General features: G+C 45.1%; 26 protein-coding genes, 1 pseudogene and 1 riboswitch. Of the genes and pseudogenes, 7 read left to right on the forward strand and 20 right to left on the reverse strand.

The annotated features are described in order from the left end of the window. Positions 1 to 704: 704 nt before the first annotated feature. Positions 705 to 1,322 (reverse strand): NifU family protein, encoded by a 618-nt coding sequence (locus tag A8O23_RS04760; protein WP_066617435.1) that lies wholly within the window; start codon positions 1,320 to 1,322, stop codon positions 705 to 707. A 206-nt stretch (positions 1,323 to 1,528) separates the two neighbouring features. Between A8O23_RS04760 and A8O23_RS04765 the strand changes: the two genes are divergently transcribed. After that, positions 1,529 to 2,905 (forward strand): sodium:proton antiporter, encoded by a 1,377-nt coding sequence (locus A8O23_RS04765; RefSeq protein ID WP_066617438.1) that lies wholly within the window; start codon positions 1,529 to 1,531, stop codon positions 2,903 to 2,905. A 92-nt stretch (positions 2,906 to 2,997) separates the two neighbouring features. Further along, entirely contained in the window at positions 2,998 to 3,195 is a 198-nt protein-coding gene (locus tag A8O23_RS21400) for a hypothetical protein (protein WP_153042075.1), read from the forward strand. 445 nt (positions 3,196 to 3,640) lie between these two features. Here the strand turns inward: A8O23_RS21400 and aroC are convergent, their stop codons facing one another. Both aroC and A8O23_RS04780 read right to left on the reverse strand, forming a co-directional pair. After that, on the reverse strand, positions 3,641 to 4,723 hold the full coding sequence (gene aroC / locus A8O23_RS04775) for a chorismate synthase (RefSeq protein ID WP_066617442.1): 1,083 nt from the start codon (positions 4,721 to 4,723) through the stop codon (positions 3,641 to 3,643). Further along, complete coding sequence (locus tag A8O23_RS04780; RefSeq protein ID WP_066617447.1) at positions 4,716 to 6,149, reverse strand: BatD family protein; 1,434 nt, start codon at positions 6,147 to 6,149, stop codon at positions 4,716 to 4,718. The genes aroC and A8O23_RS04780 overlap by 8 nt, the downstream gene beginning before the upstream one ends. A gap of 258 nt (positions 6,150 to 6,407) precedes the next feature. Between A8O23_RS04780 and A8O23_RS04785 the strand changes: the two genes are divergently transcribed. From A8O23_RS04785 to A8O23_RS04795, 3 genes are all read left to right on the forward strand, one after another. Then, the gene (locus A8O23_RS04785; protein WP_066617450.1) at positions 6,408 to 7,097 is read left to right on the forward strand and encodes a ferritin-like domain-containing protein; all 690 of its coding nucleotides are present in this window, start codon (positions 6,408 to 6,410) and stop codon (positions 7,095 to 7,097) included. 28 nt (positions 7,098 to 7,125) lie between these two features. Continuing rightward, the gene (locus A8O23_RS04790) at positions 7,126 to 7,968 is read left to right on the forward strand and encodes a ferritin-like domain-containing protein (protein ID WP_066617452.1); all 843 of its coding nucleotides are present in this window, start codon (positions 7,126 to 7,128) and stop codon (positions 7,966 to 7,968) included. A gap of 160 nt (positions 7,969 to 8,128) precedes the next feature. Then, positions 8,129 to 8,323: a hypothetical protein gene (locus tag A8O23_RS04795; protein ID WP_066617454.1), complete on the forward strand. Its 195-nt coding sequence runs from the start codon at positions 8,129 to 8,131 to the stop codon at positions 8,321 to 8,323. Here the strand turns inward: A8O23_RS04795 and queG are convergent. The 9 genes from queG to A8O23_RS04855 all read right to left on the reverse strand — a co-directional run bounded on the left by queG (position 8,288) and on the right by A8O23_RS04855 (position 19,288). Further along, positions 8,288 to 9,259: a tRNA epoxyqueuosine(34) reductase QueG gene (queG, locus tag A8O23_RS04800; RefSeq protein ID WP_066617455.1), complete on the reverse strand. Its 972-nt coding sequence runs from the start codon at positions 9,257 to 9,259 to the stop codon at positions 8,288 to 8,290. The genes A8O23_RS04795 and queG overlap by 36 nt on opposite strands. Positions 9,260 to 9,943: 684 nt before the next feature. Further along, the gene (gene ruvB / locus A8O23_RS04810) at positions 9,944 to 10,987 is read right to left on the reverse strand and encodes a Holliday junction branch migration DNA helicase RuvB (protein ID WP_066617457.1); all 1,044 of its coding nucleotides are present in this window, start codon (positions 10,985 to 10,987) and stop codon (positions 9,944 to 9,946) included. A 257-nt stretch (positions 10,988 to 11,244) separates the two neighbouring features. Next, on the reverse strand, positions 11,245 to 11,856 hold the full coding sequence (locus A8O23_RS04820) for a hypothetical protein (protein ID WP_066617461.1): 612 nt from the start codon (positions 11,854 to 11,856) through the stop codon (positions 11,245 to 11,247). Further along, on the reverse strand, positions 11,846 to 12,391 hold the full coding sequence (locus tag A8O23_RS04825) for an RNA polymerase sigma factor (RefSeq protein ID WP_066617463.1): 546 nt from the start codon (positions 12,389 to 12,391) through the stop codon (positions 11,846 to 11,848). The genes A8O23_RS04820 and A8O23_RS04825 overlap by 11 nt, the downstream gene beginning before the upstream one ends. Positions 12,392 to 12,590: 199 nt before the next feature. Then, entirely contained in the window at positions 12,591 to 13,097 is a 507-nt protein-coding gene (locus A8O23_RS04830; RefSeq protein WP_066617466.1) for a GNAT family N-acetyltransferase, read from the reverse strand. 10 nt (positions 13,098 to 13,107) lie between these two features. Then, complete coding sequence (locus A8O23_RS04835) at positions 13,108 to 14,286, reverse strand: acyl-CoA dehydrogenase family protein (protein ID WP_066617470.1); 1,179 nt, start codon at positions 14,284 to 14,286, stop codon at positions 13,108 to 13,110. Between the two features lie 504 nt (positions 14,287 to 14,790). Further along, a complete protein-coding gene (locus tag A8O23_RS04840; RefSeq protein ID WP_066617473.1) occupies positions 14,791 to 17,232 on the reverse strand; it encodes a TonB-dependent receptor in 2,442 nt (813 codons plus the stop codon). Positions 17,233 to 17,291: 59 nt separating this feature from the next. Next, a riboswitch (TPP riboswitch) is annotated at positions 17,292 to 17,388 on the reverse strand. Between the two features lie 630 nt (positions 17,389 to 18,018). Further along, the gene (locus A8O23_RS04850) at positions 18,019 to 18,729 is read right to left on the reverse strand and encodes a YceI family protein (RefSeq protein WP_066617478.1); all 711 of its coding nucleotides are present in this window, start codon (positions 18,727 to 18,729) and stop codon (positions 18,019 to 18,021) included. 109 nt (positions 18,730 to 18,838) lie between these two features. Beyond that, positions 18,839 to 19,288: a MarR family winged helix-turn-helix transcriptional regulator gene (locus tag A8O23_RS04855; RefSeq protein WP_066617483.1), complete on the reverse strand. Its 450-nt coding sequence runs from the start codon at positions 19,286 to 19,288 to the stop codon at positions 18,839 to 18,841. Positions 19,289 to 19,572: 284 nt separating this feature from the next. On the opposite strand from A8O23_RS04855, the pseudogene A8O23_RS22085 reads away from it, so the two are divergent. After that, a pseudogene (locus A8O23_RS22085) lies at positions 19,573 to 19,935 on the forward strand (DedA family protein); the annotation flags it as partial. A gap of 270 nt (positions 19,936 to 20,205) precedes the next feature. Next, on the forward strand, positions 20,206 to 20,790 hold the full coding sequence (locus A8O23_RS04865) for a DUF6799 domain-containing protein (RefSeq protein ID WP_066617486.1): 585 nt from the start codon (positions 20,206 to 20,208) through the stop codon (positions 20,788 to 20,790). A gap of 46 nt (positions 20,791 to 20,836) precedes the next feature. Here the strand turns inward: A8O23_RS04865 and A8O23_RS04870 are convergent, their stop codons facing one another. The 8 genes from A8O23_RS04870 to A8O23_RS04905 all read right to left on the reverse strand — a co-directional run bounded on the left by A8O23_RS04870 (position 20,837) and on the right by A8O23_RS04905 (position 26,201). Beyond that, positions 20,837 to 21,409: a YqjF family protein gene (locus tag A8O23_RS04870; RefSeq protein WP_317039517.1), complete on the reverse strand. Its 573-nt coding sequence runs from the start codon at positions 21,407 to 21,409 to the stop codon at positions 20,837 to 20,839. 304 nt (positions 21,410 to 21,713) lie between these two features. Continuing rightward, a complete protein-coding gene (locus A8O23_RS04875; protein ID WP_066617488.1) occupies positions 21,714 to 22,142 on the reverse strand; it encodes an SRPBCC family protein in 429 nt (142 codons plus the stop codon). A 95-nt stretch (positions 22,143 to 22,237) separates the two neighbouring features. After that, a complete protein-coding gene (locus A8O23_RS04880; protein WP_066617491.1) occupies positions 22,238 to 22,570 on the reverse strand; it encodes a hypothetical protein in 333 nt (110 codons plus the stop codon). Positions 22,571 to 22,754: 184 nt separating this feature from the next. After that, on the reverse strand, positions 22,755 to 23,888 hold the full coding sequence (locus tag A8O23_RS04885) for a tetratricopeptide repeat protein (RefSeq protein WP_066617494.1): 1,134 nt from the start codon (positions 23,886 to 23,888) through the stop codon (positions 22,755 to 22,757). A gap of 108 nt (positions 23,889 to 23,996) precedes the next feature. Continuing rightward, positions 23,997 to 24,431, reverse strand: coding sequence for a hypothetical protein (locus tag A8O23_RS04890; protein WP_066617496.1), 435 nt, complete (start codon positions 24,429 to 24,431; stop codon positions 23,997 to 23,999). A 180-nt stretch (positions 24,432 to 24,611) separates the two neighbouring features. After that, positions 24,612 to 24,935: a hypothetical protein gene (locus tag A8O23_RS04895; RefSeq protein ID WP_066617498.1), complete on the reverse strand. Its 324-nt coding sequence runs from the start codon at positions 24,933 to 24,935 to the stop codon at positions 24,612 to 24,614. A 126-nt stretch (positions 24,936 to 25,061) separates the two neighbouring features. Further along, the gene (locus A8O23_RS04900) at positions 25,062 to 25,631 is read right to left on the reverse strand and encodes a hypothetical protein (protein WP_161486694.1); all 570 of its coding nucleotides are present in this window, start codon (positions 25,629 to 25,631) and stop codon (positions 25,062 to 25,064) included. A gap of 90 nt (positions 25,632 to 25,721) precedes the next feature. After that, complete coding sequence (locus A8O23_RS04905; protein ID WP_066617500.1) at positions 25,722 to 26,201, reverse strand: hypothetical protein; 480 nt, start codon at positions 26,199 to 26,201, stop codon at positions 25,722 to 25,724. Positions 26,202 to 26,363 lie beyond the last annotated feature (162 nt).

The raw sequence follows: 26,363 nt of genomic DNA on the forward strand, positions 1-26,363 counted from the left end.
TTTTTGTACAAAAACAAAAATATGACACAGAACCCTTTTTGGGGCTATTTTTTCAAAAACAGACTAAGAACAGCATAAAGGAATATAGCAAATTCAGCTTGGGGGAGCTAGCTATACTTCTCTTACAGGATCATCATATCTACCTTCAACTACTATCTTTCTTTCAGAAACTAAAGATATTGATTATCAGTGGGGGATACTGATTTTCTGCAAATTTCAAACATTCTTTCAAAAAGAAAAACTTTTAATTAAAGTAATCGTAGCTAAATCAAACTTTGTTTAAAAATTATTAACTTATCAAGCAATAACACAATTTATAATATTAAAATATCTAAATTACATTATAATAATTATATTTTGCAGAAATATTATTCATAATGTTAATCATATAATATTTACATAAAATTAATACAATAGCAAATCCTGCAGCAGTTACTTTAAGTACTTGATGAGGCTGCCTCTATACAGAAACTACAATACAAATAAAGACATTTTACTTAGTAACTCTACAAGCTCATTGCCAAATCTCAATAGGCATTAGCAAGAACAGCGGTTATTGCTTGCTTTGCCAATCATGCTTTTTGCCTTTCCCTGATTTCTGGTCTTCAAAACAGTACCTCTAATCGACTTATAAACAAAAATAGCCCCACCATAAATGGTGAGGCTATTTTCATGAAGAATACTTTATTAAGGAATGGTAAACTTTACAGTACTACCCCCTCAGCTACTACTTCCTGCACTTGAGGCACCATGCGCTTAAGCAGGTTTTCAATACCAGCTTTCAGGGTAACGGTAGCCGATGGGCAGCCGCTGCAAGAACCCTGAAGATTTACAGTCACCACACCATCTTTGTAAGAACGGAAAGTAATGTTACCTCCGTCTTGCTCTACTGCCGGACGCACGTAATTTTCCAGAAGGTCAATTACCTTCTGAGAAATTTCAGTGTCTTCGGCTGAAAGATCTGACGGTACCTCTGCCGCAGCGGAAGCAGCCGTTGAAGTAGTAGGCGTACCTAAGAAAATAGGGCCACCAGCCTCTACATATGATTTAATAAACGTTCTTAGCTCAGGTATCAGTTGTGCCCAGGCAATAGGAGTGTTTTTAGTAACGGTTACAAAATTACTGGCAATGAACACTCTTGACACATAGTCAAAGTTGAACAGCTCCTGAGCAAACGGAGACTCCGCTGCGCTTTCCACAGAAGGGTAATCGACACTCCCTCCCTCTCCAAGCAACACGGAGTTCAAAACAAATTTCATTGATTCCGGATTTGGGTTCGCCTCAGCGTACACAGAAACCGGTTTGGTTGTATTTTCAGTCATGGCTATCTCTGTTTAAGGTAAAAACTTATAGCATAGCGTTTAAGTTTCCAAAATTAGTCAGAAAAATTGACACCTGTTAGTTACATATAGGGAACTACCCATTGCGCAATCAAAGGCATAGGGCAGAAATGGGCAAAACACGGCCCTCATTTAACACAGAAACCGTACCTTTGCCCCACTAATTAAAAACAAACCACCACGCTCTTATGCCTAACGCCACAGTTTTGCTGTCCGCTACACCACCAGATGTGCCTGGTTTTCTGATTGCACCTTTTGCGATTTTGATTGGCCTTATTGCCACTGGCCCTATATTCTTTGCCCATTTCTGGCACAAAAACTTTAAAGTTATTTCCGTAGGGCTAGGCCTGCTGGTACTGGCCTATTACCTGTTTGTACTGCATGACACCCACATGCCAGCCGAAACTTTAGCTGAATACGCTTCTTTCGCTATTTTATTAAGTGCGCTTTATGTAGCTGCTGGCGGTATCTATATCAATGCCAATGCCAATGCCACACCTCTAATAAATGTGGGCATTTTATTTTTGGGCGCTGTGCTTGCCAACTTTATTGGTACAACTGGTGCATCGTTGTTGTTAATCAGACCTTTTATCAGGTTAAACAACCACCGCATTAAGCCTTACCAAATAGTTTTCTTCATTTTCATAGTGAGTAACGCCGGCGGCATGCTTACCCCTCTTGGTGACCCACCGCTGTTCATTGGTTTCTTAAAAGGGATTCCTTTTTTCTGGACGTTGCAACACCTGTTCACCCCTTGGCTTCTTGCGGTAGGCTCCCTTTGCACGATCTTCTTCTTCAAAGACCGACTTAATAAAGAAGGTTTTGTGCCTAATCCAGCCGTGAAAGCGCGCGTAGAGGCAAAAACTGAATTCTATTTTACTGGAAGGCGGAACTTAGTTTGGCTAGGGGTGATTATTGGCGCCACTTTCCTGAACCCTTCTTCTTATGAGTGGCTGCCTTACATTCCGATGGAAGGCGGAGTGAGAGTATCTTTTGTGCGGGAAGTTATTCAGCTATCGGCCGCCATTCTTTGCTTTAAATTTGCCAGCCGCACTGCCTTGAACGGTAACCACTTCTCCTTTGACCCCATTATGGAAGTGGTGTTCTTATTCTTTGGTATTTTCTTCACCATGATGCCGGCCCTGCAGCTTTCAGCTGAACTGGCTTCATCGCCTGAGTTTGCCGCTAAATTAACGCCATCCGTATTCTACTGGGTAACCGGCTCGCTTTCTGGTATCTTAGACAATGCCCCTACCTATGCCAACTTCCTTTCATTGGGTATGGCGAAATATGATCTTAACTACGCCAATGTGGCAAACGTGAGAGACTTTGCGGCAGGCCTTTCACAGGCACCAGAAACCCTGTTGATTCTGGAAGCCATTTCTATTGGAGCGGTATTATTTGGCGCCATGACTTATATTGGCAACGGGCCTAATTTCATGGTGAAAGCCATTGCCGAGCAGGCAGGTGTTAAAATGCCGCCGTTCTTCCAGTACATGTTCAAGTACTCGTTGATATACTTACTGCCGGTACTGTTTCTGGTGTGGGTTCTTGTTATTTTGTAATAGATATCTACAACAATTAAAGTACGTTTGCTGATTTTGGAAAATCAGCCCCAAAACGTACTTAGAAATGCGTGGAAAACAACCCCTCCTAAATGAATCCTGAGTCTAGAGTGCTGAGTCACGAGTCTAGAAAATACAAAAGTAGATACCACACCCTCCTTAGAGGTTCCTGCGGGAGCGGGCAACGCAGTGCCAAGGGCACGCAGGCGCTTAGCGAGAGCACCAGACGCAGGTTCAATTTAGCAGTAGCCACCGTGGCGATGGAACTTCGCACGCTGGCCAGGTGGTAAATTTACTGAAGCCCCTTTTGTCTGAGCGGCAGCGAGTCAGGGGCTTCTTGATTCTTTTGGTTACTTTTCTCATCAAGGAGAAAAGTGACAAACCTTAGCAGGGAGAAAAGAAAGCTAGAGGTTCAGCAAGAGAGGCAATGGGAGCAAAAGCTCATTAAGTTGTTGGTGAGAACACGCAACAACGGCAGAGGGTACAGCGGGAGTGGGAGTAAAAGTGCCGGTAGAAGAACTGCGTCTTCGTTAGATCCTTCGGCTAGCGCTCAGGATGACCGCAAAAGAGAAAGATCAGGAATGCGTGGATCTGCTTGTGTAAACATCCCCCTTGCCCCCTTCAAAGGGGGAGTATCTGGAATGCGTGCAAAAGGTAAAACTCTTTCGGAATTAAATTACACCCCACCCTGTTTCTGACCTACTTATAGAAAAATAGGCCAGAAACAGAAGAAGGCTAGTCTATCCGGTTCGTGCGCTGACGCAATACAAAGTCAGCGAGTACCAGTGCAGCCATGGCGTCTACAATAGGCACGGCGCGTGGCAACACACATGGATCATGGCGGCCTTTGCCTTGCAGCTGTATCTCCTGACCTTCTTTGTCAATGGTGGTTTGAGTTTGCAGAATGGTGGCAACCGGCTTGAAGGCTACTTTGAAATAAATATCCTGCCCGTTGGAGATACCACCCTGTATTCCTCCTGAATGGTTTGTACGCGTTTTCACGTTTCCTTCTTCATCGGTGTAGAAGACATCATTGTGTTCAGAGCCGTACATGCTCACTCCCTCAAAGCCACTGCCGTACTCAAAACCTTTCACGGCGTTAATGCTCAGCATGGCTTTGCCCAATTCTGCATGAAGCTTATCAAATACAGGCTCACCTAAGCCGGCGGGCACACCTTTCACCACACAGGAAACCACTCCACCAATAGTATCTAATTTGTCTCGGGTCTCCTCAATCAGCTTGATCATTTCATCGGCCGTTTCTGGGTGAGGGCAACGCACTATGTTGCTGTCTACCTGGCTTAGATCTATTTGAGAATAATCTGCCGGGGCATTAATATTACCAACCTGAGACACGTAAGAGGTCACCTGTATGCCTTTTTGGGCCAAAAATTTCTGCGCTAAGACACCTGCTGCCACACGGGCCAAGGTTTCACGAGCCGAACTGCGCCCGCCGCCACGATGGTCACGGCTGCCATATTTTGCTGTGTAGGTATAGTCTGCGTGTGAGGGCCTGAATGCTTTCTCAATGTGCGAATAGTCGTGGCTCGCCTGGTCTTTGTTGAAAACCGCCATGGCAATGGGTGTGCCTTGGGTGTGGCCATTGAAGATGCCCGATAAAATCTGCACCTGGTCCTTCTCGTCGCGCGGAGTAGTGATTTTAGACTGACCTGGCCTGCGGCGGTCTAAGGCAGCCTGAATCTCTTCTACGGTGATTGGCAAACCGGCGGGGCAACCGTCAACAATTACGCCTACGGCCGTGCCGTGCGATTCCCCAAAAGTGGTGATCCTGAATATGGACCCGTACGTGTTACTCATTTCCTTTATAGATGAAAATAAACAAGGCAACCAGCCCCATGACCGCCAGCACCACATTGGTGTAAAGCTGAACCTCCTTAAATTGGTCTAAATCAATGAGCTGATTACTTTCTGTGTCAATGATACTGTAAAAATTGCCCACATCCTGAGCTCTTATAAATAAATTCTGATCTTCCTGCCCCCTCACCCGCACTGTCACACTAGGCCTGAGGGTATCATAGCGGGCAGTTACAGGGTTAAAATACACCCATTGAAAGAGTTCATTTAATGGATAAACCCCAGCTTGCCGGCCCACCATAAAATACCGGAACGTCTTGTAACCTGTAATCCTACCTTGGCTGAAGCTGGTAGCCTGCCTTACTTCCGGCGGATAAATTTCCAGCTCGCTGGAAATGCCAATGCCCTGTGGCAAAGGCAGCGCATTTATGTTTCCCTCCCCCTCAATGCGCATTTGGTAAACCAGGTTCTGGTTCAGGGCAATTTCATTTTTTGACAGCTGTTCCCGTAATCTGAAAACACCTACCGCCACCTGGTCGCGCAAAGGGTGCGGCGGCAGAGGTCGAACCGCCACCCTTTTAGAAGGAGTAGAATACGTTTTGTACTCCGGCATTCTGTTCTGACGCAAAAGGCTCGGGTCTTTGGCAAGTTTATACTTGATCATGCGCAAGCTCACCGGCGGGAACAACAGGTCTTTGGCTGTGATAGGAAATAGAACGGCCTCATATAATTTAAACCGTGTAAAGTCTTTCTCCCCTACCTTCACCTTTTCGGGTAGAATCTCCCGCTGCTCCAGCACCTCCTCCAGCACACTGGCTTGTTTCAACTGCCTTATTATTTCTAGAATCTGTGGTTCAAACTCATGAAAATCTAGCAGGTTCAGATCAGTTTCTGCCACGTAAAACCACAACGACAAGGGCACTCCTTCACCGGCATACACTTGGGTTTTGGGCAAGTGCAGCGTCAGAAAGGCATTTTCCTTTACTTCTACAAACTCAGGAGTATTGGCAGGACCAGCGGTGGCGGGCAGAGAATCCAAAGGCACCTGGCCAGGCGGAAGTGACGCTACCACTTTTAAAGTAGCGGCCGGCGCGTTTACGGTGGCACCATCAACGGTAAGGGTAAAAGGTTTAATGGGTATTTCTCCCTCACGCAATGGGGCATACTGCTGCGTAATTGTAAAAACCACTGTAGTAACCCCGCCAGTAGTATAAGTAGACTTCACCTGCCGCTGTGTACTCTTTTGCAGCCCCTCAATCTCGGGAAATCCCTCTACTTTGGCCGGCCGTGTTGGTGATGACTTAAGCGAAATAGTGAAATACTGGTCAATGGGAACGACCGTAGGGCCATATTCTACAGTAAGTTCCTGAGCCTGACAAAAGCTTGCCCAGCAAAGTAACCACAGTAAAAACCCAATTCCCTTTTTCATCAATTTTAAGAAAAACAGCCCAGAAAGAGCGGGCACTTGTTTTCAAATGTACAAAATACAGACGTAGTGACCTGTAAAACATCTATGCGTTGATTGATCAATAAGATTTGTACAATAAAAAATTAATTATTTTAAATTTTTCATAAACATAATGGGTAATGACTTGTTCTTCTAGTATTCAGCTGCTGCTGAAGAAGAAAAGCTGAGAGGAAATGAAGAGTTTCTGAGGCGAGGAGTTCCACTTAACCATTAACGTTTATGATTAAAAACAACAAAACCCCCAATCGTGTTGCCTTTGAAGACTTAATGAACCCGGTGAACCGTCGGAACTTCATTCGTTATACAGGCATAGGCATGGCAACCACTGCTGTATTACTTACCGGCTGCGGCGACGATGACGAAGGCGGCATGAACAACATGAACGCCACGCTCACCAATAATGACACCGGCATATTGAATTTTGCCTATGCGCTAGAGCAGCTGGAGGCGGCTTTTTATACTAAAGTAATTGCCACTCCATACGCCAATATGTCTACTATGGAGACGAACCTGCTGAAGGACATTAGGGACCATGAAATTGCACACCGCGATTTTTTCAAAGCTGCCCTGGGCTCAGATGCCATTGGTGACCTGCAGGTAGATTTTTCTGCCGTCAACTTCAACGACCGAAACTCTGTGCTTACCACCGCCCGCACGTTTGAAGACTTGGGTGTTTCTGCCTACAACGGCGCAGGGAACTTGATCTCTAACGCTGATTATTTGGTAATAGCGGGTAAAATAGTATCTGTTGAAGCCCGTCATGCCGCCTGGATTAGAGACATGCTCAGCAACGGCACTTTCTCTGACTCTGCCAACGCACAAGGTTTAGACCCCGCCATGATGCCTTCTGCTGTGTTGCAAGCAGCAGACCCGTTCATCACGACCACCATAACCAGTCAGTTACCATAAGTTAAGTTTTCCCCTAAATCTAATTCCTATGAATATTCTAAACATTTTCAGAGAGATAGCCAAAGTAGATCCAGAGATATATGACCGCGTAGACAACCGCCGCAGCGTTTTCAAACACATGTCGGGCTTTGGAAGCAAAGTAGCTTTAGCCGCCGTGCCACTGGCCCTGTCTTCTGTTTTCAAGAAAGCCTATGGTCAAAACACATCTGGCGTGGTAGGCGTGTTACAGTTTGCCCTTACTCTTGAGCACCTAGAGGCTGAATTTTACAAAGCAGCATTGAATAGTTCGGGGCTTATTCCGACGGGAGCACCTATGGGAGCCATTACAAAAATAAGAGACCATGAAATTGCCCACGTAACCTTGCTGCAGCAAACCATTACTCAGTTAAACGCCACACCAAACCCAATGCCTAACTTTGACCTCACAGGTGGCAATGGGTCCGGTAACGGGCCGTATGCAGATGCGTTCAGCAACTACGCCAAGTTTCTGACAGTAGCTCAGGCCCTAGAAGATACTGGAGTACGTGCTTATAAAGGGCAGGCTGCTAATTTAATAAGCAATGACACAGTATTGCAGGCAGCCTTGCAGATTCACTCTGTAGAGGCCCGCCACGCGGCGCACATCCGCCTAATGCGCGCTGGCATGAGCAGTACACCAGACAATGGCAACCTGAAGCCTTGGATCACCTTAACCCAGGCACACGGAGCTCCGCAGTCTGTTTATGAAGGCGAGGGCGTCACCACACAAGCAGGCGTGGATATCATGACTAATACTGATCCGGACATAACTGCTGCTACTGCTTCAGAGGCATTTGATGAGCCGCTGACCATGGCACAGGTACAGGCTATAGTAGACCCATTCATAGCCTAGTTCTTGAAACTAAAGCTATTAAAAAAGCAGCCCTTCACAGGGCTGCTTTTTTTGTTATTTACTCAGAAAAATCAGTATAAATACAGCAGCTTTTTGGTGGCTTCACACGTATATAGTAGTCCTTAACAAAATACACATTCACCTAACTATAATTAAGACCATGTTGGAGTACGTAAAATTGATTTTGGACAAAGTGAGCTTTGACCCAAAATTGTTTGAGAAAGAGCTAAGAAAAAGCATGCGCATGCTAGTAAGAAATGAATTAGAAGCTTTACAGGCATGGTGCTACAAGCGCTTCCCAAGTTCTTACTACACCATTTTAGACAAGGTCTTCGGGAACGTGATGGCTGCTTAAAACCTCGTCCTGATGGGCCACAAAACGAAGGTTACGGGTTAGACCCTTATAACCTGTTCGTTTTACGGCCGAATTTTTGAAGATTGTCCCGAACACATCTTGAGTAAGCTCCTGCCACTCCCCCGCGGATAGGCGGAGCAACTCTGGATGCGGGGTAAAAGCAGGCTCTTGGTGCGGCTTGCTAAACCTATTCCAGGGGCAGACATCCTGACAAATATCACACCCAAAAATCCAATTCCCGAACTTCCCGTTCACCTCCTGCGGAATCTGGTCTTTCAGCTCAATAGTAAAATAGGATATACACTTGCTGCCGTCAACCACATAAGGTTCTGAAATGGCATCGGTTGGGCAAGCGTCCATGCATTTGGTGCAGGTACCACAATAATCTTTTATGGGCCCATCGGGCTCCAGCTCCAAATCCAGAATCAATTCGGCAATAAAAAAGAAACTGCCCACACCTGGCCTGATCAGGTTACTGTTCTTACCAACCCAACCCAAACCGCTTTTCTTTGCCCACACTTTGTCCATAACCGGGGCCGAATCAACAAACACCCTACCGCCAACTTCGCCTATCTCATCCTGAATATACTGGAACAGCGTTTTAAGTTTGTCTTTAATGACGAAGTGATAGTCTTGCCCGTACGCGTACTTGGATATTTGGTACGTATCCTGGGGCTGAGTTTCTTCAGGAAAATAATTCAGCAACAAACTCACCACCGATTTAGCCCCTTCCACTAACAGCCGTGGGTCTAGCCGTTTGTCAAAGTGGTTGGCCATGTAGTGCATTTGGCCGTGCTTTTTCTGGTTTAGCCAATTCTCCAGCCGGGGTGCCTCTTCCCCCAGAAATTCTGCCTTTGACACACCGCAGTACATAAACCCCAGTTCCTGGGCTTTCTGCTTGATAAGGTGCGTATGTTTGGGGGCTAGATTAAGCATTCTGTAAACTGGCTGTGGCTAAAGAACAAAATTGGCGGAAAAGAATTTCAGTTGCTGACATTTTTCTGTTTTCAGGCTGGTTTTTGAAAATTAGGCCGAAAACAACATTCCCTCAGACCTAACTCCTGTACGAATTCCGTTACCCTTTGAAGGGGCGAAGGAGGATGTGAAGTTCTCGCACTTAGAGATTGCTCTTCCGGATTTGTAATCCGGAAGCGGGTACTGAGGGGATTTATAATCCCTGTTGCTACGCCGTTGATTGGAAAAGCTGCGGATTACAAATCCGCGGGACACTTAAGTTCGGGATTTGAAATCCCGAACAGCGGAGAACATAACACCCCTGCTTTGAAGAGGGAAGGGTGATTAGGTATGTTGGATATACTTCTTATGAGAATCTTCGCCTGCATAGTATTCATTTGAACAGGAGCTTTCGGTTCTTCCTCAGTTTTTGTCATCCCCCTACCCCCTTCAAAGGGGGACGGATCGTGTGCAAAATATTGTGGAGTAAAATGAGTTCTGAGAAATAGAATAGTGCTTTTACTTTTTCAATACATCTTCCGAAGATGAGCCTGAAAAGAAAAACTCACAGGCCAAACAACCTGTGAGTTCTTTTCAATGGCTTCAATGGATTAGTAACTCCACCCATTTTAGACCTCTTTTTCAAAAAACAGCCTTAAAACGCCACTACTCTGCCTGGTCAAACAAGGTACCACTGCGCACGTGGTTAGGCGGAATCTTGCCTAAGTGACGATAAGCTGCCTCAGTGGCTTCACGGCCGCGGCTGGTGCGCTTCACGTACCCTTCCTGAATCAGGAACGGCTCGTAGACTTCTTCAATGGTTTCGGCTTCTTCACCGCAGGCCGTGGCAATGGTAGACAAACCAACCGGACCACCTTTGAACTTATCAATGATGGTGCTCAGAATGCGCTTATCCATTTCGTCTAGGCCACTTTGATCTACATCCAAGGCATTCAGGGCGAAGCGGGCAATTTCTACGGTTATGGTTCCGTCACCTTTGATTTGGGCGAAGTCACGGGTACGGCGCAACAGGTTGTTGGCAATACGTGGCGTGCCCCGGCTACGGCGGGCAATTTCAAAGGCGGCATCTTCATGAATAGGAGCACCTAAAATTTCAGAAGAACGCTGCACAATGGTGGTCAACAGCTTTGAATCATAATACTCTAAACGCGCGTTGATGCCAAAGCGAGCCCGCAGCGGTGAGGTCAACAAACCAGACCGCGTAGTAGCACCAATCAACGTGAACGGATTCAGAGAAATCTGCACCGACCGGGCATTAGGGCCCGAGTCTAGCATAATGTCAATCTTGTAGTCCTCCATGGCGGAGTACAGGTACTCCTCCACAATAGGGTTCAGGCGGTGAATCTCGTCAATGAACAGTACATCGTTCCGCTCCAGGTTAGTAAGCAACCCCGCCAGATCGCTGGGTTTGTCTAGCACCGGGCCAGACGTGATTTTAATATTAGAACCCAGTGCGTTGGCAATGATATGGCTTAGCGTGGTTTTACCTAAGCCTGGAGGGCCGTGCAACAGCACGTGGTCCAAGGCCTCGCCCCGCATAATGGCCGCGCCCACAAATACTTTCAGGTTCTCCACTACCTTGTCCTGACCCGTAAAGTCACCGAAATCAAGCGGCCGGAGCGCTTTGTCGTACTCCTTCTCAGCGGGCGAAAGGTTATCGGCGGAGCCGGTTAAATAATCTTCTCTCATGGTAAAATCTCTTGGCAGTAAAGCAAAGATACAGTTGTAAAGGTAACACATCTGCCGCTAAAAACGCTCCATGAGCCGCCGCAAAAACCGTAGTTTTTGCTATTATTTTTACCATTAACAATCTTTTGCCAGTATATTTAGCAACCACTTCTGCTGTGTCTGATTGAACGCCTGATTTAGTCAGTTTTTTGTCCCGCCATTTGAAGTAAGGTGTAACCATCTCGGCAAAGAAACAGGCATTTATTTCATGATTGCTCTTATTCCTGCTCCAGCTCTTGCAGCATGTTTTCCAGTTCCTGCACTACCGGTTCATACTTCTCTTGGTACTGCAGCCTCTGGAAATAAATGGTAAGGCCACCGGTAAAAACCATAAGCATAGCCAGCCCTATGTGAGCAATCACGCGGTGCAGGGTGGAGCTCTCTACCATGGCACCATATATCATGAGCTGTAGCCCAATTCCGAAGAGCGCCATGTACAAAGGCACGAAAATGCGCAAAGAGCCATAGATAAACCGGAAGCTTTTAAGGGAGCTTTTTACAAACTTTTTGCTGCTGAGGCTAGGCGATTGCCTGCTCCAGGGACTGCTTTTCAACCAACCGCCTATACTGGCCACCAACAAGGCCCCAAATATCACGATGACACCCACTTTCGTCCAGGCGGAATCACCGAAGTCTTTCATCCAGAAAAAATGGAAGAAAAAGGCATTGGCCACCACACCTACCGTCATCATGAAATTAGAGAAGAACAGTTTCCGCCGAAGCTTTTTCACCTGCTTCAGTATCTGCGCCTGATCACTTTTGGGGGCAGCGTATGTTGGCTCCGGCTTTGCCTGCTGCTGCCATGCTTTTTGAAGTTGCTCAAAATCCATATGATTGACCTCCCTCCCTTTCAGAGTTTCCTGCTGTCTCTTTTTCCATTAACTGCCCTATCTTTTTCTTAATGCGATTGATTTTCACACCCACGTTGCTGGTGGAAATTCCCAGCACTTCTGCTATCTCTTTGTAAGGCACCTCCTCCAATACCAGTGATATGATTAGCCTTTCCTGATTCTGCAGTTGGGCTATGCAGCGGTGCAGTTTGTTTAGCAGTTGCTCCTGCTCCAGTGCTTCTGTTTTGGCAGAACCGGTGTCGGCAAGTTGTGCCTCGTGTCCGGTTAAAGAGGTTGGCTGACGTTGCTGTTTTCTGCGGAATACAATGGCTGTATTCAGTGCAATGCGGTAGAGCCAGGTGCTGAGTTTAGCCTCTCCTCTGAACGTAGGCAGGCTCTGCCACACCTGCACCATAATCTCCTGGTACAAATCATTTGCCTCGTCCGGATCCGGCACATACGCCCGACATATTCTGAAAATCCGGGATCGGTTATCCAACTCAATCTGCTTAAACTTTTCTTCGCGGGTTAGCAAAACGTGACTGGTTCTGGTTTTTAAGCTTAGATGGATAAAAGGGTATTTTATTACAGAAATGCTCCGTAAAAAATTAAAATAACTTTAAACCGATGGCAGGAAACTCTGTTTTTGGTCTGCTTTCCTGATAATAGGCCAAAAACAGAAGAGCAGCCGCAAATGCGGCTGCTCTTCTGTTTTCATATCTAAGTTGCAAATTCTACGGCAAAATTCGCTTACCCAGAATCTTCAGGGTTCGCTCCTCCCCTTCAATCATAGCAATGTTGGGCAAGGTACCCCAATCTTCAAACCAGAAGCTGCGGAACAGACGCAAAGTAGGTTCATTATGCGCGAAGATGTACCCTATCAATGTTTTGATTCCTAACTGGGGCGCCATATTGATGGCGTATTGCAGAATCTGTTTCCCTAAACCGGAGTTCTGCTTCTCCGGGCACAGGTAAATATTTATTTCAGCGGTGGCGTTGTAGGCAGGGCGGTCATAAAACGACTGAAAGCTCACCCAACCCACCGTCTCGTCGTCTTCTATCACCAACCATAGCGGCCGGGTCTCGGGGTTGTGCGCTTCAAACCACGCGTACCTGCTTTGCACCGTCACGGGCTCTGTGTCTGCCGTTACCATACCGGAAGCTACCGATGAATTGTAGATCTCCACCACCTTGGGCAGGTCTGAAATAATAGCATTCCTATATGCAAGCGCAGCAGCCATTCAGTACATTTTATTTAAACGCCGGAATTCCGGTAATATCTGCCCCTGTTATGAGCAGGTGAATGTCGTGTGTGCCTTCATAGGTGATCACGCTTTCCAGGTTCATCATGTGGCGCATGATGGGGTATTCACCGGTGATACCCATACCACCGTGAATCTGGCGCGCCTCACGCGCAACCTGAAGCGCCATGTCTACGCTGTTGCGCTTGGCCATGGAAATCTGCTGGGTAGTGGCTTTGCCTTCGTTTTTCAGAACACCCAAACGCCACACCATCAGTTGCGCCTTGGTAATTTCAGTAATCATCTCGGCTAGTTTCTTCTGGATAAGCTGGAAGCTGGCAATTGGCTTGTCAAACTGAATGCGCTGCTTGGCATAATTCAACGCACTTTCATAGCAGTCAATGGCTGCACCAACGGCTCCCCAGGCAATGCCGTAACGCGCGGAGTCAAGACAGCCAAGCGGCCCTTTTAAACCATCAATGTTAGGGAGCAGATTTTCCTTCGGCACTTTCACGTTATCAAACACCAGCTCACCGGTGCAGGACGCACGCAAACTCCATTTATTATGAATTTCGGGCGTAGTGAACCCTTCCATGCCGCGCTCCACAATAAGACCTTTGATACGGCCTTGTTCGTTTTTGGCCCACACTACCGCCACCTGGCACTCAGGGGAGTTAGAGATCCAGAGCTTGGCACCGTTGAGCAGATAATGGTCGCCCATGTCTTTGATGTTGGTGACCATGCCGCCGGGGTTAGAACCGAAGTCAGGTTCGGTGAGACCGAAGCAGCCCAACCACTCGCCGCTGGCCAGCTTGGGCAGGTACTTCTTCCGCTGCTCCTCAGAACCATAGGCGTAGATGGGGTACATCACCAAAGACCCTTGCACCGATGCCGTGGATCGCATACCGCTGTCGCCGCGCTCAATCTCCTGCATAATGAGGCCGTAGCTGATGTAGTCTAACCCGCCCCCGCCGTACTCTTCCGGAATGGTAGGCCCAAAAGCTCCTACTTCGCCAAACTTTGGCACAATTCCACTAGGGAAATGTGCGTCTTGTGCCCACTTTTCAATATTGGGGGAGATTTCGCGCTTCACGAAATCGCGCATGGTCTGGCGGATAAGCTTGTGCTCTTCGGTGAGCAGATCGTCTATGTTATAGTAGTCGGTAAAGCCTGAATTCTCTGATGCCATAGTCTGGATAGGTTATCGTCGGTTAGGGGTACTGTCTATTGCCAAACATAAGAAGAAACTGGGGGCAGGGCAACAGAAATGATAAGATAACCGAGGATGGCAACAAGAAGTTACGCTGTTTTAGGCCTGTTTCCTAAAAAATAAGCCAAAAACAGAAATGTTTACAGTTACTCCTCCTCCACTTGTGCCAATTTAAGCCTTGCTGATACTCCCCCATTGAGGAGGGTAAAGGGGATGTGTACACTAGTGAGTCAACGTATTTCTGAGACCTCTGTTCTAGTCATCCTGAGCTTGCCGAAGGATCTCACGGAGACAAAATATTGGAAAGACAACCCTCAGCTGTTTGTAGTCTTCCTCCAGAGGTAGACTAAAAACAGCATTAGCACAACCGCCTTTTTAAGCTACTTTTTCCAAACGAAGTCTAAAACGCAAAAGCCCTCACCAGTTATAGAAACCAATGAGGGCAGAATTCTCTCGTTTTAGCGTTAATTTATGAAAAACAGGCTAAAAACGCAGGCTTACTTGGGCTAGGAAGTTGCGGGGAGCCTGCGGATAATAATAATTGTAGTTGTAGCGGGTGGCATCACCGGTGTAGTATTCTGAGAAGGTATAGCCGTTTGCCTCATAAGTTTCATTCAGCACATTGTTAACCAGCAAGCCCAGCTCTATTTCCTTCAACCAGTCTGTGAGTTTGAATGTGTAGAAAACGCGTACATCGCCTACCTGATAAGGATTGATACGGCGGTCTTGGCTGGCGGTGTTGTCCAGAAACTGCTCGCTCACAGTTTTGTACTGAAACTGGAAGCGCAGGCCATTCAACGGCTGCAGCTGCAGCTGCGTTGAAGTGATGACACTGGGCGAATAAGAAATAGTGGTTTCTTCATATACCGTATTGATGACTTCATCTAAGTCATAATTCTCATCATAGCGGTACAGCGTCTCGTTGAAGTTTTGAATGCGGTTACGGCTAAACGACAGGTTTGTAGATAAACGAGCTAATTCACCCCAACCTAAACCAGCAGAAATCTCTACTCCGGTACGGTAGCTATTGGCTATGTTTGTTCTAAGCGGGGTGCCTACGTTGTTTAACTGCCCGGTGAGTACCAGCTGGTCTTTGTAGTCCATGTAGAAGTAGGTAACATCGGCGGAAAGGCTTAAGGGAGTACCGTCCAAATCACCAACAGGTTGGTTTAACCGGTAACCGGCTTCATAGTCAACTAAGCGTTCGGCCTTGGCCACGTCGTTGGAGGGGCGGTCTACAAAGTCTGAACGGGTTGGCTCACGGTGCCCAACGGCTACTGAGGCATACAAACTATGCGCCGGTGAGAAAGCGTAGGTAACACCAGCTTTCGGGTTGAAGAAGTTGTAATCGGCACGGGTGGTCACGTCACGCTGATCGTCATCAGTGCCGTCTACGCGGTAATCTACGGTGCGCAGCTGCAGGTCTCCAAACAAGCTCAATCTTTCGGTGGCTTGCAGAGTGACTTTGCCATACACGTTAAAATCGGTTTTGCGGGCGTTGCCGAAATAATAGCGGTGGCCAGGACGAATGGTGGGAGCGTACTGCGCCCAGATCACCTCGCCAAAGTGGTCGCCGTCATAGCGATTCCAACCGCCGCCTACCACTGCCGATAGTTTGCCGGCACCTCGGTACTGCAGCGCGAAAGTAGTACCGTAAAAATGGTTATCGAGCCACTTCTGGCGGATTAAATCGGTCTCGTCAAAGGTGGTGCCACCAACCGTGAAAGTTGGGATGAGGTAATCAGAGAAGTCTTCGCCAGACTTGTATGTTTCATAAAATCCGAAGCCACGGGTATAATGCAGAGCCGCGTTCAAAGACAGCACCGAACTAAAATCATGGCCGTAGTGCAGCTGGTAATGGTACTGCTGGTAATCATCCACCTCATTTTCATACGGATTCTCCTCGCTCAGTTCAGTACCGGCGGAGTTGTAGGTGCGGTTGGTTTCCAGCAGGTCTTGCGGCACCCCGTTCCAGGCCTGGTAGGTTTTCTCATGGCCGCCAAACACCACTACTTTCAGCATATCTTTGCTGCCGTAGTACCCGCCAGACACGTAAAATGATTTCAAGTCTGAGGAAGCACGGTCAACGTACCCATCAGAAGAGATTCTGGACAGGCGTCCGTCTACGGCAAACTTGCCGCCAATAAGGCCGGTGCCAAACTGCACGTTATTTTTCCAGGTATTGTATGAACCGTAGGCATTGTCAGTGCGGGCGTAAGCTTCGGGGCGGGCGTCTAAGGTCTGTAGGTTCAGGCTGGCTCCAAAAGCACCGGCTCCGTTGGTAGAGGTACCCACGCCGCGCTGAATCTGCACGTCTTGCACCGAGGTGGCAAAATCTGGCATGTTCACGAAGAACACTCCGTGGCTTTCAGCATCATTCACCGGAATACCGTTCACGGTCACGTTGATACGGGTTACATCTGAACCACGTATGCGTATGCCGGTGTACCCTACCCCTGCTCCTGCATCTGAATTGGTAACTAAAGAAGGTGTGTGATCCAGTAGATACGGCAGGTCTTGTCCGAAATTACGGCTCTCCAGCTCTTCTTTGCTCACGTTGGTGTAGGTAGTACCCGTTTTCTCATTGGCGCGGGTGGCCGTTACCAACACTTCTTTGGAGGTGATGCTGGTGCGATTGAGGGCAAAATCTAAGGTTTGGGAGCTTTGCAAAACTACCGTCTGCTGGGCGGTGGCGTAACCCAAATAACTTACCTGCACCATATATTCCGCCGCAGAGAGGTTACTCAGGCTGTAGCGGCCGTTGGCATCTGTAATGACAGCCCGATTACCGGAAGAAACAGAAACAGTACTACCTACAAGTGGTTGTTGGGTGGTGGCGTCTAGTACGCGGCCAGACAAAGTGAATTGTGCCATGGCAAACCAAGGCAGCAGGCAGCCCATGAGCAGGGCTAAAGCTTTTTTCATGGTGAAAAAATGAAATGATAAAACAAACAGAAGCCACAGGGGTCGCGGCTCCCTTTTAGTTTTGTTCCCGTGTTTTTCCCTTCGCCGGTATTACCCGTATCAGGTTCAATGGGTATGATCTCAGCCCGTTTTATTAAGGCACCCCTAAAACTGCCGCAAAGCTACATGCCCTGAATGGCAAAACCAATAGAACGAAAGACAATCCGCAATTTTTTCGGCCAAAGCCCTAACATAGAAAGGCGGCTATACGTTGAACACTCTTAGACGCCGTATAGGCACCCGACGAGATGTGAGACCTTTAAAGAGCCGTTATTATGTTGATTATATACTCGTTGGCCATGTTTGCCATCATTGCTTTTCTGGCACTGGCCCCTCGAAAAAAAATAACCGTACCCCCCAGTGATGACAGTGACGATGACGGAGGAGAACCATTAAACGATGGCTTACCTGATCTGGATTTGCCCCCAGGAATATGCTTGCCTATTAACGATTGGGAGCCGGATTATAACCGTTCACGATCCAAGTCGCCTAGTTTGACCTGAAGAGCACAGACCTACTGGTTTGGAACCCGAAAGCGTGGCTAAAACTGCTGAGCTTTCGGGTTTTGTTTTGTAGTGGCCTGCGTTTTTTTTATTACCCTCAGTTCTACCCTGCACATATAGGCCAATGGGTAAATAGCATGTTCTGTTTTAGGCTTTTTTTTCAAAAAACAGGTTCAAAAGGCGGGTTAAACAAAAAAGCCGAAGCATTACCAGCTTCGGCTTTTTTTGTTCGTGAAGTCAAGAATTACAGCTTGGCTGTTTTCTCTTTAGCGTCTTTCTTCTTTTTGTCTTTGGCTACTTCCTCTACTTTGGCCACTATCTCCATTTGCAGTTCTACATCGTCTTCAATGGCTCGGTCTCCCAAGTTCTCAAAGAAGTTTCCTGAGCGGTATTTAATGTCCCATTTGGTACGGTCAAACTTAAGGGTGCCTTTGGCAGTAGCCACTCCTTTACGAACATTCACCAGCATTGGGAAAGAGATCTCATGGCTAATACCTTTGATGGTCAGGTTACCTGTAATGATGTAGTTGGCAGTTCCGGACTTAGCATTTGGCCGAGTCGCCAAATTGGAAATGGCAAACATAGCCGTTGGATTCTTTTCTACTGAAAAGAAATCATCAGAGCGGAGGTGCTTGACTAAATTACCGTTAGACTTTGGGTCTTTCAGATCAGTACAGGTAATGGAGTTCATGTCCATGAAAAAGCTACCGCCACGTAAGACAGTTCTATCAAACAAGATAGTGCCCTCTTTCAGCTGAATAGTACCGGTGTGCTCTCCGGTTACTTTACGCCCAATCCAGGTGATTTTACTTTCAGCGGGCACCACTTTGTAATTCTGAATTGCCAACGAAGCGGTTGTTGCCTCCGTTATCACGGCATTTTCAGAGCCAGCAAGCGTAAACGCAGACACCACCACCGCGGCAGCTACTACAAATGGAAGTATAATTCTTTTCATGGCGAGATGTAACAAATTAAAATGTAAGATTGTGTGTGTGCGAACAGGTTATAAACGCCTACTCCATCCTCTGTATTATTTGTCAGGAGGTTGGCACGTGAATCAAAGTTTAGCTTCTTATTTTATCTAAAAGATCACTCAGCTGGTTGGCTTCTTCTGGGGTAAGGTTCCGGATACCCAATTGCTCTGCACCTACCAAGCCGTCCATCTGCTTCAGCAGCTTCAGGCCTTTATCAGTGATCAGAATATCAACGGTGCGGCGGTCTGCGGGGCATTGCTTACGGGTAACCAACTCTTTGGCCTCCAGCTTATCTACTATGCGCGAGGCGTTAGACGTTTTGTCTAACATACGCTCAATAATCAGGTTCACCGTAGCGGGCTTGGGGTGCTGCCCCCTTAAAATGCGGAGAACGTTAAACTGGGGCAACGTAATACCAAACGGTTTAAACAAACCTGATTGGCGCTGCTGTAGCCAGTTTGCTGTAAATACAGTATTGATGTACACCTTCTGGTAAGCATCTTTAAACGAGCTCTGCTTTATCTCTTCTTCTATTTTCATGTAAGCACCTGTATTGACCGGATTTCATTCAAATATAGCAACATACCCACTGCCCCGCAAGAAGTCACTACTCAACCGCCATTGTAACCTTTCATCTCTTATTCAAACGAACAGATGGCCAGTGCCGCCAAAGAACCAACATGCCTTTCTTTTGTGCGTAAGTAGGAAGGATAATACACCATCACCCAATGCAAGACCCTATCTTTTTAGTGAACTGGACTGAAATGTTCGCCAGCCCTGAAAACATGATCAGGTACGGTGGCCTTACCCTTATACTGGCGGTCATGTTTGTAGAAACGGGGCTATTGATTGGTTTAGTAGTACCTGGCGGAGACTCACTGCTGCTCACTACCGGTTTATTTGCCGGGGCGGGCATATTGCCTGTGTCACTGCCCCTGCTTTTGATCAGTATGTCTGCTGCCAGTATAATCGGAGATGCCACAGGTTTTTACATTGGTCGCCGCATGGGTCGTAAACTCTACCACAAAAAAGACACCTGGTATTTCAAGCATTCTCACCTTGAGAAAGCTGAAAAGTTCTACCGCCAAAAGGGTAAAACAGCCATTATCATGGGCAAGTTTGTGCCAGTTATCCGTACGTTTAACCCATTACTCTCTGGAGTCACGGGCATGGAGTTTCATAGGTTTATTCTGTTGAGTGCTGCTGGCTCTACCCTTTGGATCTGCTCTCTGGTTTTAGCTAGCTATTACGTAGGTCAAAAATTCCCGAACCTGAAGGATTATCTACACATAGTGATTCCGGTGATTATTTTTATTTCGGTGGCACCGGGTATTGTGCAGTACCTGAAAGAACGAAGAAAGGAACAATAGCTTCTTGATTTAAAGCTGACACTAAAGCCCTGCGTTTTTACCTTGATTTCCTGAAAACAACTCTAAAACACTGTAACTATCTGTTGTATGCAGAAACCATTCTTTTTCCCGTTGCTCATGTGTGGCATCGTTTTTTGCCTGACTTTTTCAACAGCTCAGGCGCAGAACAAAGCTACTATTCAGAAAAAATCTTCTGGCCGTACCACTACCACCAGCGTTACCCCAGCCCGCGAAGGTATTATTATGCGCAATGGTAAAATAATGATCATTCTGCCCAAAGGCTATGCTCCTTTAACCAGCACCCGCAGCTTCCCGAACGGGGCCAGGGTAGAGCCAGACGGCCAATTCACCACCCCCGAAGGAGAGAAACAGCAACTTAGTGATGGTGACCGCCTTGACTTAAATGGTAATCTTACCCGCAACCCTGTGGTGATTGAGCAAAAAACTGAACTTAAAGGCGACACAACTGGCATAGGAAAACAGCTACTGCAAGCTCAGCAGTTACAAAACAGAATTCACTTGCTCCAGCGCAAAGTAGACATTCTGGAAAAGAAGAATGAGCTCCTGCAAAGCACCGCCAAAAACAAGCCTGATGCGGAGCAACTGAAGAAACTAGACGAAGAGTTGGCAAAGTTAAAACAGCAACTAGCTGCTACTGATAAGAAGAGATAGAAACTAGTTGTCCCCTTGTGAGAATGCTTTTCAAGGGTTCCTCACCTTATATACCTGTTATCTTCTTATTTCTCTTCTTCCCCCATGCAATTACCTGTACTCCGGGTGAGTAATGGGCTAGGTCTGGCTTGTTGCTCAAGAGGTTGTTAAACTTTGGATAATTCACCTGAACGTCTTTCAGACCTATTTCAAAAATAGGCCACTCCACATGGTGAATCTCAAATTCATTAATGGCTGTTGGAGTGTCCTGAAACAAGGCATACTTCTCGGTTAGCCATTTATCAAGGGTGCTTTTACCTGACATTGGCGCACCAACCTGATACCTTAGTTCAAGACTACTCTTGAGCGCTCTGTTTTGGGAGTGGTATAGATTCTCCTCCCTTTTCATGTTGGAGTAACGGTACGGAAGCTCAGACAAACTTCTGGCTATTTGGCAAGACACTCTTGTTCCACCTTCAATACTCAAAAAGTAAACACCTGCTTTGTTTTTGTAGGTCACATAGGTCCGGATGTTGATTTCATCAAAGCAGGAAACCGGAGGGAAATACGGCAGACCTCTTGGCCTTATTTTCTCCATGGTGAAAGCCACCAATGAAACCCAAGGGTTGCCATCAAACACATCAATTTCCAGATCGTCAGGAACAATTTTTTTTTAGTTCCTTCATGTCAACTTGCCAATGTAGAAACACTGCATTGTTCCATTCTTGGTAGTACTTCCAGTTGCCTGTGGGTAGGCTCCAAGGGCGGTGTTTTGTCAGTTGCAGTATTTCCTTTATGGTCATTCCTCAAGTTAGCAAACAAACCTTCTGTTTCAACGGCAACTATGCAACATGCCCCACCAATTTGCCTTTTTGGGCATAGCAACATTTTATGAGGACTGCCATGCTTTTACCTAGCCACTGTCTTTGCCGTCTAAGCTGTTATTATTTTTTAGACTCAGCGTATTTTTTGAAATTATCTAGTATAGCTTGCCAGCCTGTTCTTTGCAAATCAAGAGAATTTAGTTCTTCTACTTCAAAATTCTCGGTGACTTTAGTTTCATTTCCCATATCAGAAAAATCAACACGCACTAACCGCCCATCATCTAACCTGTACACCAGTTGTCTGTTTGGTATTACCTGCTCATAGATTCCTGAGAAGTCAAATCCCATACTTCCGTCCTTGGCCTCCATTCTTGAAAGGAACCGGCCTCCGGGAGTCAGGTCATTTTCTGCCCTGGGACACTGCCAGGTATCTGTTGCGCAATTCCATTGGGTAATATGCTCCGGTTTAGTCCAGAATTCCCACACCTGATCAGCAGGCATTTGAATGGTTGTTTCAACGGTTACTGTGGTTTTGTCTTTTGTTTCCATGTGTTCTGTATTTTCTTTAATTCAATGTCTATGCTAAGCGGCGGCGAAGGCCGTCGGCCGATGTGTGTTGTTTAAATCATGTTAAGTGCAGGTTTTTAGTTTAGCTGCACCGTTATTTTTCTACTATCTGTATTTATGTCTATCCAAACGTCTCCCTCGCCTTCTGGAATAGCTTCAATCATATTTTCTCCATTCAGGTTTTGACCAATTGCTTCATACCCGAGTAAGATAGTCATGGAGTATTCTTCCTGACCGTCTTTACCAATCCAGGCCTTCGTTTGAATTCGTTTGGATTTAATCGGATTATCCCCTGGCTCAATTGCAGGAGAAATCCCGTCACACCAAAGACTTCTGATTTCTTTTTTGTCACTTTTTCTAAATAGTCGAGAAAGTCGGTATTCTAAGGCACTACAGAAGTTTTCATCCAATGACTCTAACAAGGTCTTTACTTTTTATTTTCAAACTTGCACATAACAGTTTACAGCTACCCAAATGGCGTGACGTTTACCACAAAACTTAAATTAAAAAATAATGTTTGATTAATCACAAAACTACATTTGGAACATAAGAACCCGCCTTTTGGGTAGGTGCTGTTATGCCCAGTTATTCTTGTCATTTGCCCGTTTTTGAAGACGCTGTCGGCTTCACCTTTTCTTCAAGAACGTCAATTACACTTTTTTTCAAGTCTTCATATTTGAAGTTGTCGTTAAAGCTGATATTGAAAGTCGAATGAGTGTCTCCCTTTGTTCGACAGAGTAAATATTTTGAGCCACCTTGTTCAACAGAAATTGGAGAGTATTCTGTTTGAATTCTATATTCAATCTTGTTGTCTTGATTTACTACATAGAATAAATGCTTGTTGTAAATGTCTTTTGTACCTTCTTCGTATCTTTCATAAGCTTGGATTAATTTGTCATTCCATTTGAATTGGTCGAAGCAAAACATATCTTTCAAATTATCTTTTAGACGCCCCATTTTATGAGCTTCATATAACTTGTCTTTGTAAGGTTTTGCTTTATCATACTCTTTTCTATGGTAGTAAACTTGGATAAGTTTTGAGTAGGATTGATAGTCGTTAGGGGCTAATTGTAATAGTTCAACGTATGTTGGCTCAGCCTTGTCGTAATTACCTTTTAAAGATTCCAGTAGACCTATATTGTACAATGCGTTTATGTATGAATCAGATTTTTTGTCAATTTTTGATTTAGCAAAATAAAATGCTTCTAATGCTTTGTCATTCTTTTGTTGGTCGGAATAAATTTGAGCAATAAATGAATATGGTCTATCAGGGCAGTCTTTTTGCTCCGTTGCTTTTTTATAAGCGTCAAGTGCTAAATCTAATTTTTCAAGGTTATAGTAGGAGTCACCAAGTCCGCTGTAAAACTCTGCATCGTCTGCCTTTAAAGCAATTGCAGATTGAAAGTCTTTAACTGCTTCGTCATACTTTTTCATGTAGTTTAGTGTTGACGCTTTAATGTAAAAAGGAGCAGGGTCTTTTGAATTCTTGTCAATGGAAAGATTCATGAATTTAATGCAGTTGTTGTCGTCTTCCTCCATGTAGTAAGCAAGTCCGACATAATACAATGACTTTGCAGAAAGCTCTTTGCTCTTTGAAGTATATTGATCAATTATTTTGTCATACTGTTTATTGTCTAATAATGCTTTTAGCTTTGTTCCCGTATTGTCTTGAGCAAAAATTGTCAAGCTAAAAATTGTCAAAATAAGTGTTGCTAAAATGTTTTTCATTGTCGATGTATGGTCATTTTATAATTGCCCACTACGGCTAGTATTAAAGACGGCGCGGCCTTCGGCCTTGGCATGGCTTATTCACAATGTTGGCGAAAGCTTTTCTTTCTACATATAATTGATAAACACTATCATTTCTTTCTTTTGTGAGTCAATGATAGTAAAAGTATAATCTCTTGGGTCTTCTTTATCTTGATTCAGTAAGTAATATCCGTTCATTCTGTCATTCACCCCATCGGGAAGGATTAAATTGGGGGAAGATTCCTTTATAGGTAACCTTTTATAGCCTCTTAAAGTGGACTGCTTTGAATAATCATTTAATTCTTTGTCTGTAAGAGTTGCTTTAATATGAGCTATCCCGTCACCGTTGGGCGACCATTCATCTTGAAGCATTTTAAATTCTACTCCATTTGATATTTCCAGTCCGCTGATAAGTCTTGCTATTTTTAGAGGTGTCCTAGGGGGCAGAGAATCTGAGTAAGTGATGTAAGCTATACAAAGTAACAGCAACCCTAATAGCAATAAGTAATATCTTTTTTTCATTCATTATAAGTTATCGCCAACGTACTTGTGTAAACGGTGGCGGAGGCCGTCGGCCGAAGGCTAGCGTTTTTACCTTGTTAGGTCTAGTTTTTTCTTTGCAAAGACCACGAGACTTATTTCTGTTTTTAGCCTGTTTTTCGGCAAACAGCTCCCAAACCGCTACTTTATTCAAAGGGCTTTTTATTCTTTATTTATATTCCGTCCATTTTTGAATTTTTTCTTATAAATCCAGTAAATCAAAGGTGTCCAAAACATCCATGCACCTACAGTAGTAACGATGATTCGACCAACTTGACCAATAGGGCCAGGTTGCCAACCGTGTATATCGCCAGTTACTAAAACATAAAGAATGAATCCAGGGATTGTAGGTAATACTATAAGTCCTACAAATCCGCTATCATTATTGTTGGTATCTAAAATATCACCCGTGGTAGTTAGAATTGCTAAGACCAAAAAGATAACAATCGCAACAATCCAGAATTCGATTTTTGTATTTGTTAACATTTTCAAGGTTTAGCTGGAAATAAACTTCTTTATTAAGTTAGCTGTTCTTTATATTTAAAATACCATACAAGGCCTAGTGCATGAGACGTGCTTAGCCGTCGGCCGTAGCATAACTTATGCACCTTGTTAGGTGCTGGATTGTTTTCTCTTTAAAAGCAAGAAAATTAAAACAGCGTTTAACAGGATGCTTACAAAAGATATTATATTTGATAGCTGAAACCTATTCTCAACTGGCGGTTTTAATTCTTCAACTGGTTTAGAACTATTAGCCATCTGTACTTTGAAACCCTTGCCAAGTTGATTAATTCCCTCTCCATATTGTGAGAAAACCCAATTAGTCTTACATACACCTGTTCTATAAATACCTTGGTCAAGATAAGCTATAATAAGGTGAACGGAGTCTTGTTGAAATTCTGATGAGTGGCAAGATGTATCATCAAATATAGTTAAAGTGTCGGAATGGAGTTCTAGTTCTTTCTTATGCCAATATTCTTGCACTTGTACATTGACTGGAATGAATTCATAGGGTTGTCCATAAACAGTTGCATTTATATTTAATATTTTGGCTTTTAAATAAATATATTCTAAATCCTTATCCAATTCTATTACTTGGGTCAAGGTTCTTTGCATACATGTACACCCATATGTATAAATTGGAGCCAACAGTGCAAATAATATGAGGTATAAAGTCTTCATGTCTAATCTTGCACCTAACGTACTGGGCTAAACGACGGGCGAGGCCGTCGGCCGAGTCTGACGTTTAGGTGTTGTTGTGGTGCGTTATTTTTACCTGATTATAATTGGCTCACTTACTCTTATATTTTCTGGCATGCTACCGTTCTCCAAAAGGTGTTGGACTGATTTATATTCTGGGCTACGGCCAGCTAGCGCTAACTTAATTTGAAAGTCTGAGCTAGAATTCCAGTAATTATCAGTTTCAATCTGTATAAGCTGATATCTCTTATTTTCAACTAACTTCCTTTTTATTTGCCTGTTATCAGAGTAGTGGTCGATGTATTCTGTTGACCAATTTATAGATGGCTTTAGCTTTCTGCAAAATGCAGTCGGTAAGAATAGGAGAATTTCTACGGCTTCTTGTTTAGGAATCCCATGCTCTATAAGGTAAGATTGAAGTTCCTTGTCCTCCATTTCTTTTCCCTCTTTTCCGATTAAAAGAATGCTTTTCCTTACCCAATTCTGAAACTCTTCAGGTACTTCCTCTTCAGTCTTGTTTGTATTTCCAAAAATAGACTTCAGTATATTCATATTTATAATGCACCACAACTACCGGCTAGCAAGAGCCTGACTCCCACTACCCGACTAATATCTCTCCTAAACATACATTTTATCTTTGATAGCTACAATATTCTAGCGTCGCACCCCTTCTCCCCAAAACAGCCAGGCCCAGCAGAATTATTTCTGCTGGGC

The sequence above is a fragment of the Rufibacter roseus genome (assembly GCF_001647285.1).
Taxonomy (GTDB): Bacteria; Bacteroidota; Bacteroidia; order Cytophagales; family Hymenobacteraceae; genus Nibribacter; species Nibribacter roseus.

Excerpts from the sequence above, each read along its gene's own strand:
- A8O23_RS04760 (WP_066617435.1), bottom strand. The coding sequence starts at position 1,322 with ATGACTGAAAATACAACCAAACCGGTTTCTGTGTACGCTGAGGCGAAC.
- A8O23_RS04765 (WP_066617438.1), top strand. The coding sequence starts at position 1,529 with ATGCCTAACGCCACAGTTTTGCTGTCCGCTACACCACCAGATGTGCCT.
- A8O23_RS21400 (WP_153042075.1), top strand. The coding sequence starts at position 2,998 with ATGAATCCTGAGTCTAGAGTGCTGAGTCACGAGTCTAGAAAATACAAA.
- aroC (WP_066617442.1), bottom strand. The coding sequence starts at position 4,723 with ATGAGTAACACGTACGGGTCCATATTCAGGATCACCACTTTTGGGGAA.
- A8O23_RS04780 (WP_066617447.1), bottom strand. The coding sequence starts at position 6,149 with ATGAAAAAGGGAATTGGGTTTTTACTGTGGTTACTTTGCTGGGCAAGC.
- A8O23_RS04785 (WP_066617450.1), top strand. The coding sequence starts at position 6,408 with ATGATTAAAAACAACAAAACCCCCAATCGTGTTGCCTTTGAAGACTTA.
- A8O23_RS04790 (WP_066617452.1), top strand. The coding sequence starts at position 7,126 with ATGAATATTCTAAACATTTTCAGAGAGATAGCCAAAGTAGATCCAGAG.
- A8O23_RS04795 (WP_066617454.1), top strand. The coding sequence starts at position 8,129 with ATGTTGGAGTACGTAAAATTGATTTTGGACAAAGTGAGCTTTGACCCA.
- queG (WP_066617455.1), bottom strand. The coding sequence starts at position 9,259 with ATGCTTAATCTAGCCCCCAAACATACGCACCTTATCAAGCAGAAAGCC.
- ruvB (WP_066617457.1), bottom strand. The coding sequence starts at position 10,987 with ATGAGAGAAGATTATTTAACCGGCTCCGCCGATAACCTTTCGCCCGCT.
- A8O23_RS04820 (WP_066617461.1), bottom strand. The coding sequence starts at position 11,856 with ATGGATTTTGAGCAACTTCAAAAAGCATGGCAGCAGCAGGCAAAGCCG.
- A8O23_RS04830 (WP_066617466.1), bottom strand. The coding sequence starts at position 13,097 with ATGGCTGCTGCGCTTGCATATAGGAATGCTATTATTTCAGACCTGCCC.
- A8O23_RS04835 (WP_066617470.1), bottom strand. The coding sequence starts at position 14,286 with ATGGCATCAGAGAATTCAGGCTTTACCGACTACTATAACATAGACGAT.
- A8O23_RS04840 (WP_066617473.1), bottom strand. The coding sequence starts at position 17,232 with ATGAAAAAAGCTTTAGCCCTGCTCATGGGCTGCCTGCTGCCTTGGTTT.
- A8O23_RS04850 (WP_066617478.1), bottom strand. The coding sequence starts at position 18,729 with ATGAAAAGAATTATACTTCCATTTGTAGTAGCTGCCGCGGTGGTGGTG.
- A8O23_RS04855 (WP_066617483.1), bottom strand. The coding sequence starts at position 19,288 with ATGAAAATAGAAGAAGAGATAAAGCAGAGCTCGTTTAAAGATGCTTAC.
- A8O23_RS04865 (WP_066617486.1), top strand. The coding sequence starts at position 20,206 with ATGCAGAAACCATTCTTTTTCCCGTTGCTCATGTGTGGCATCGTTTTT.
- A8O23_RS04875 (WP_066617488.1), bottom strand. The coding sequence starts at position 22,142 with ATGGAAACAAAAGACAAAACCACAGTAACCGTTGAAACAACCATTCAA.
- A8O23_RS04885 (WP_066617494.1), bottom strand. The coding sequence starts at position 23,888 with ATGAAAAACATTTTAGCAACACTTATTTTGACAATTTTTAGCTTGACA.
- A8O23_RS04890 (WP_066617496.1), bottom strand. The coding sequence starts at position 24,431 with ATGAAAAAAAGATATTACTTATTGCTATTAGGGTTGCTGTTACTTTGT.
- A8O23_RS04895 (WP_066617498.1), bottom strand. The coding sequence starts at position 24,935 with ATGTTAACAAATACAAAAATCGAATTCTGGATTGTTGCGATTGTTATC.
- A8O23_RS04900 (WP_161486694.1), bottom strand. The coding sequence starts at position 25,631 with ATGAAGACTTTATACCTCATATTATTTGCACTGTTGGCTCCAATTTAT.
- A8O23_RS04905 (WP_066617500.1), bottom strand. The coding sequence starts at position 26,201 with ATGAATATACTGAAGTCTATTTTTGGAAATACAAACAAGACTGAAGAG.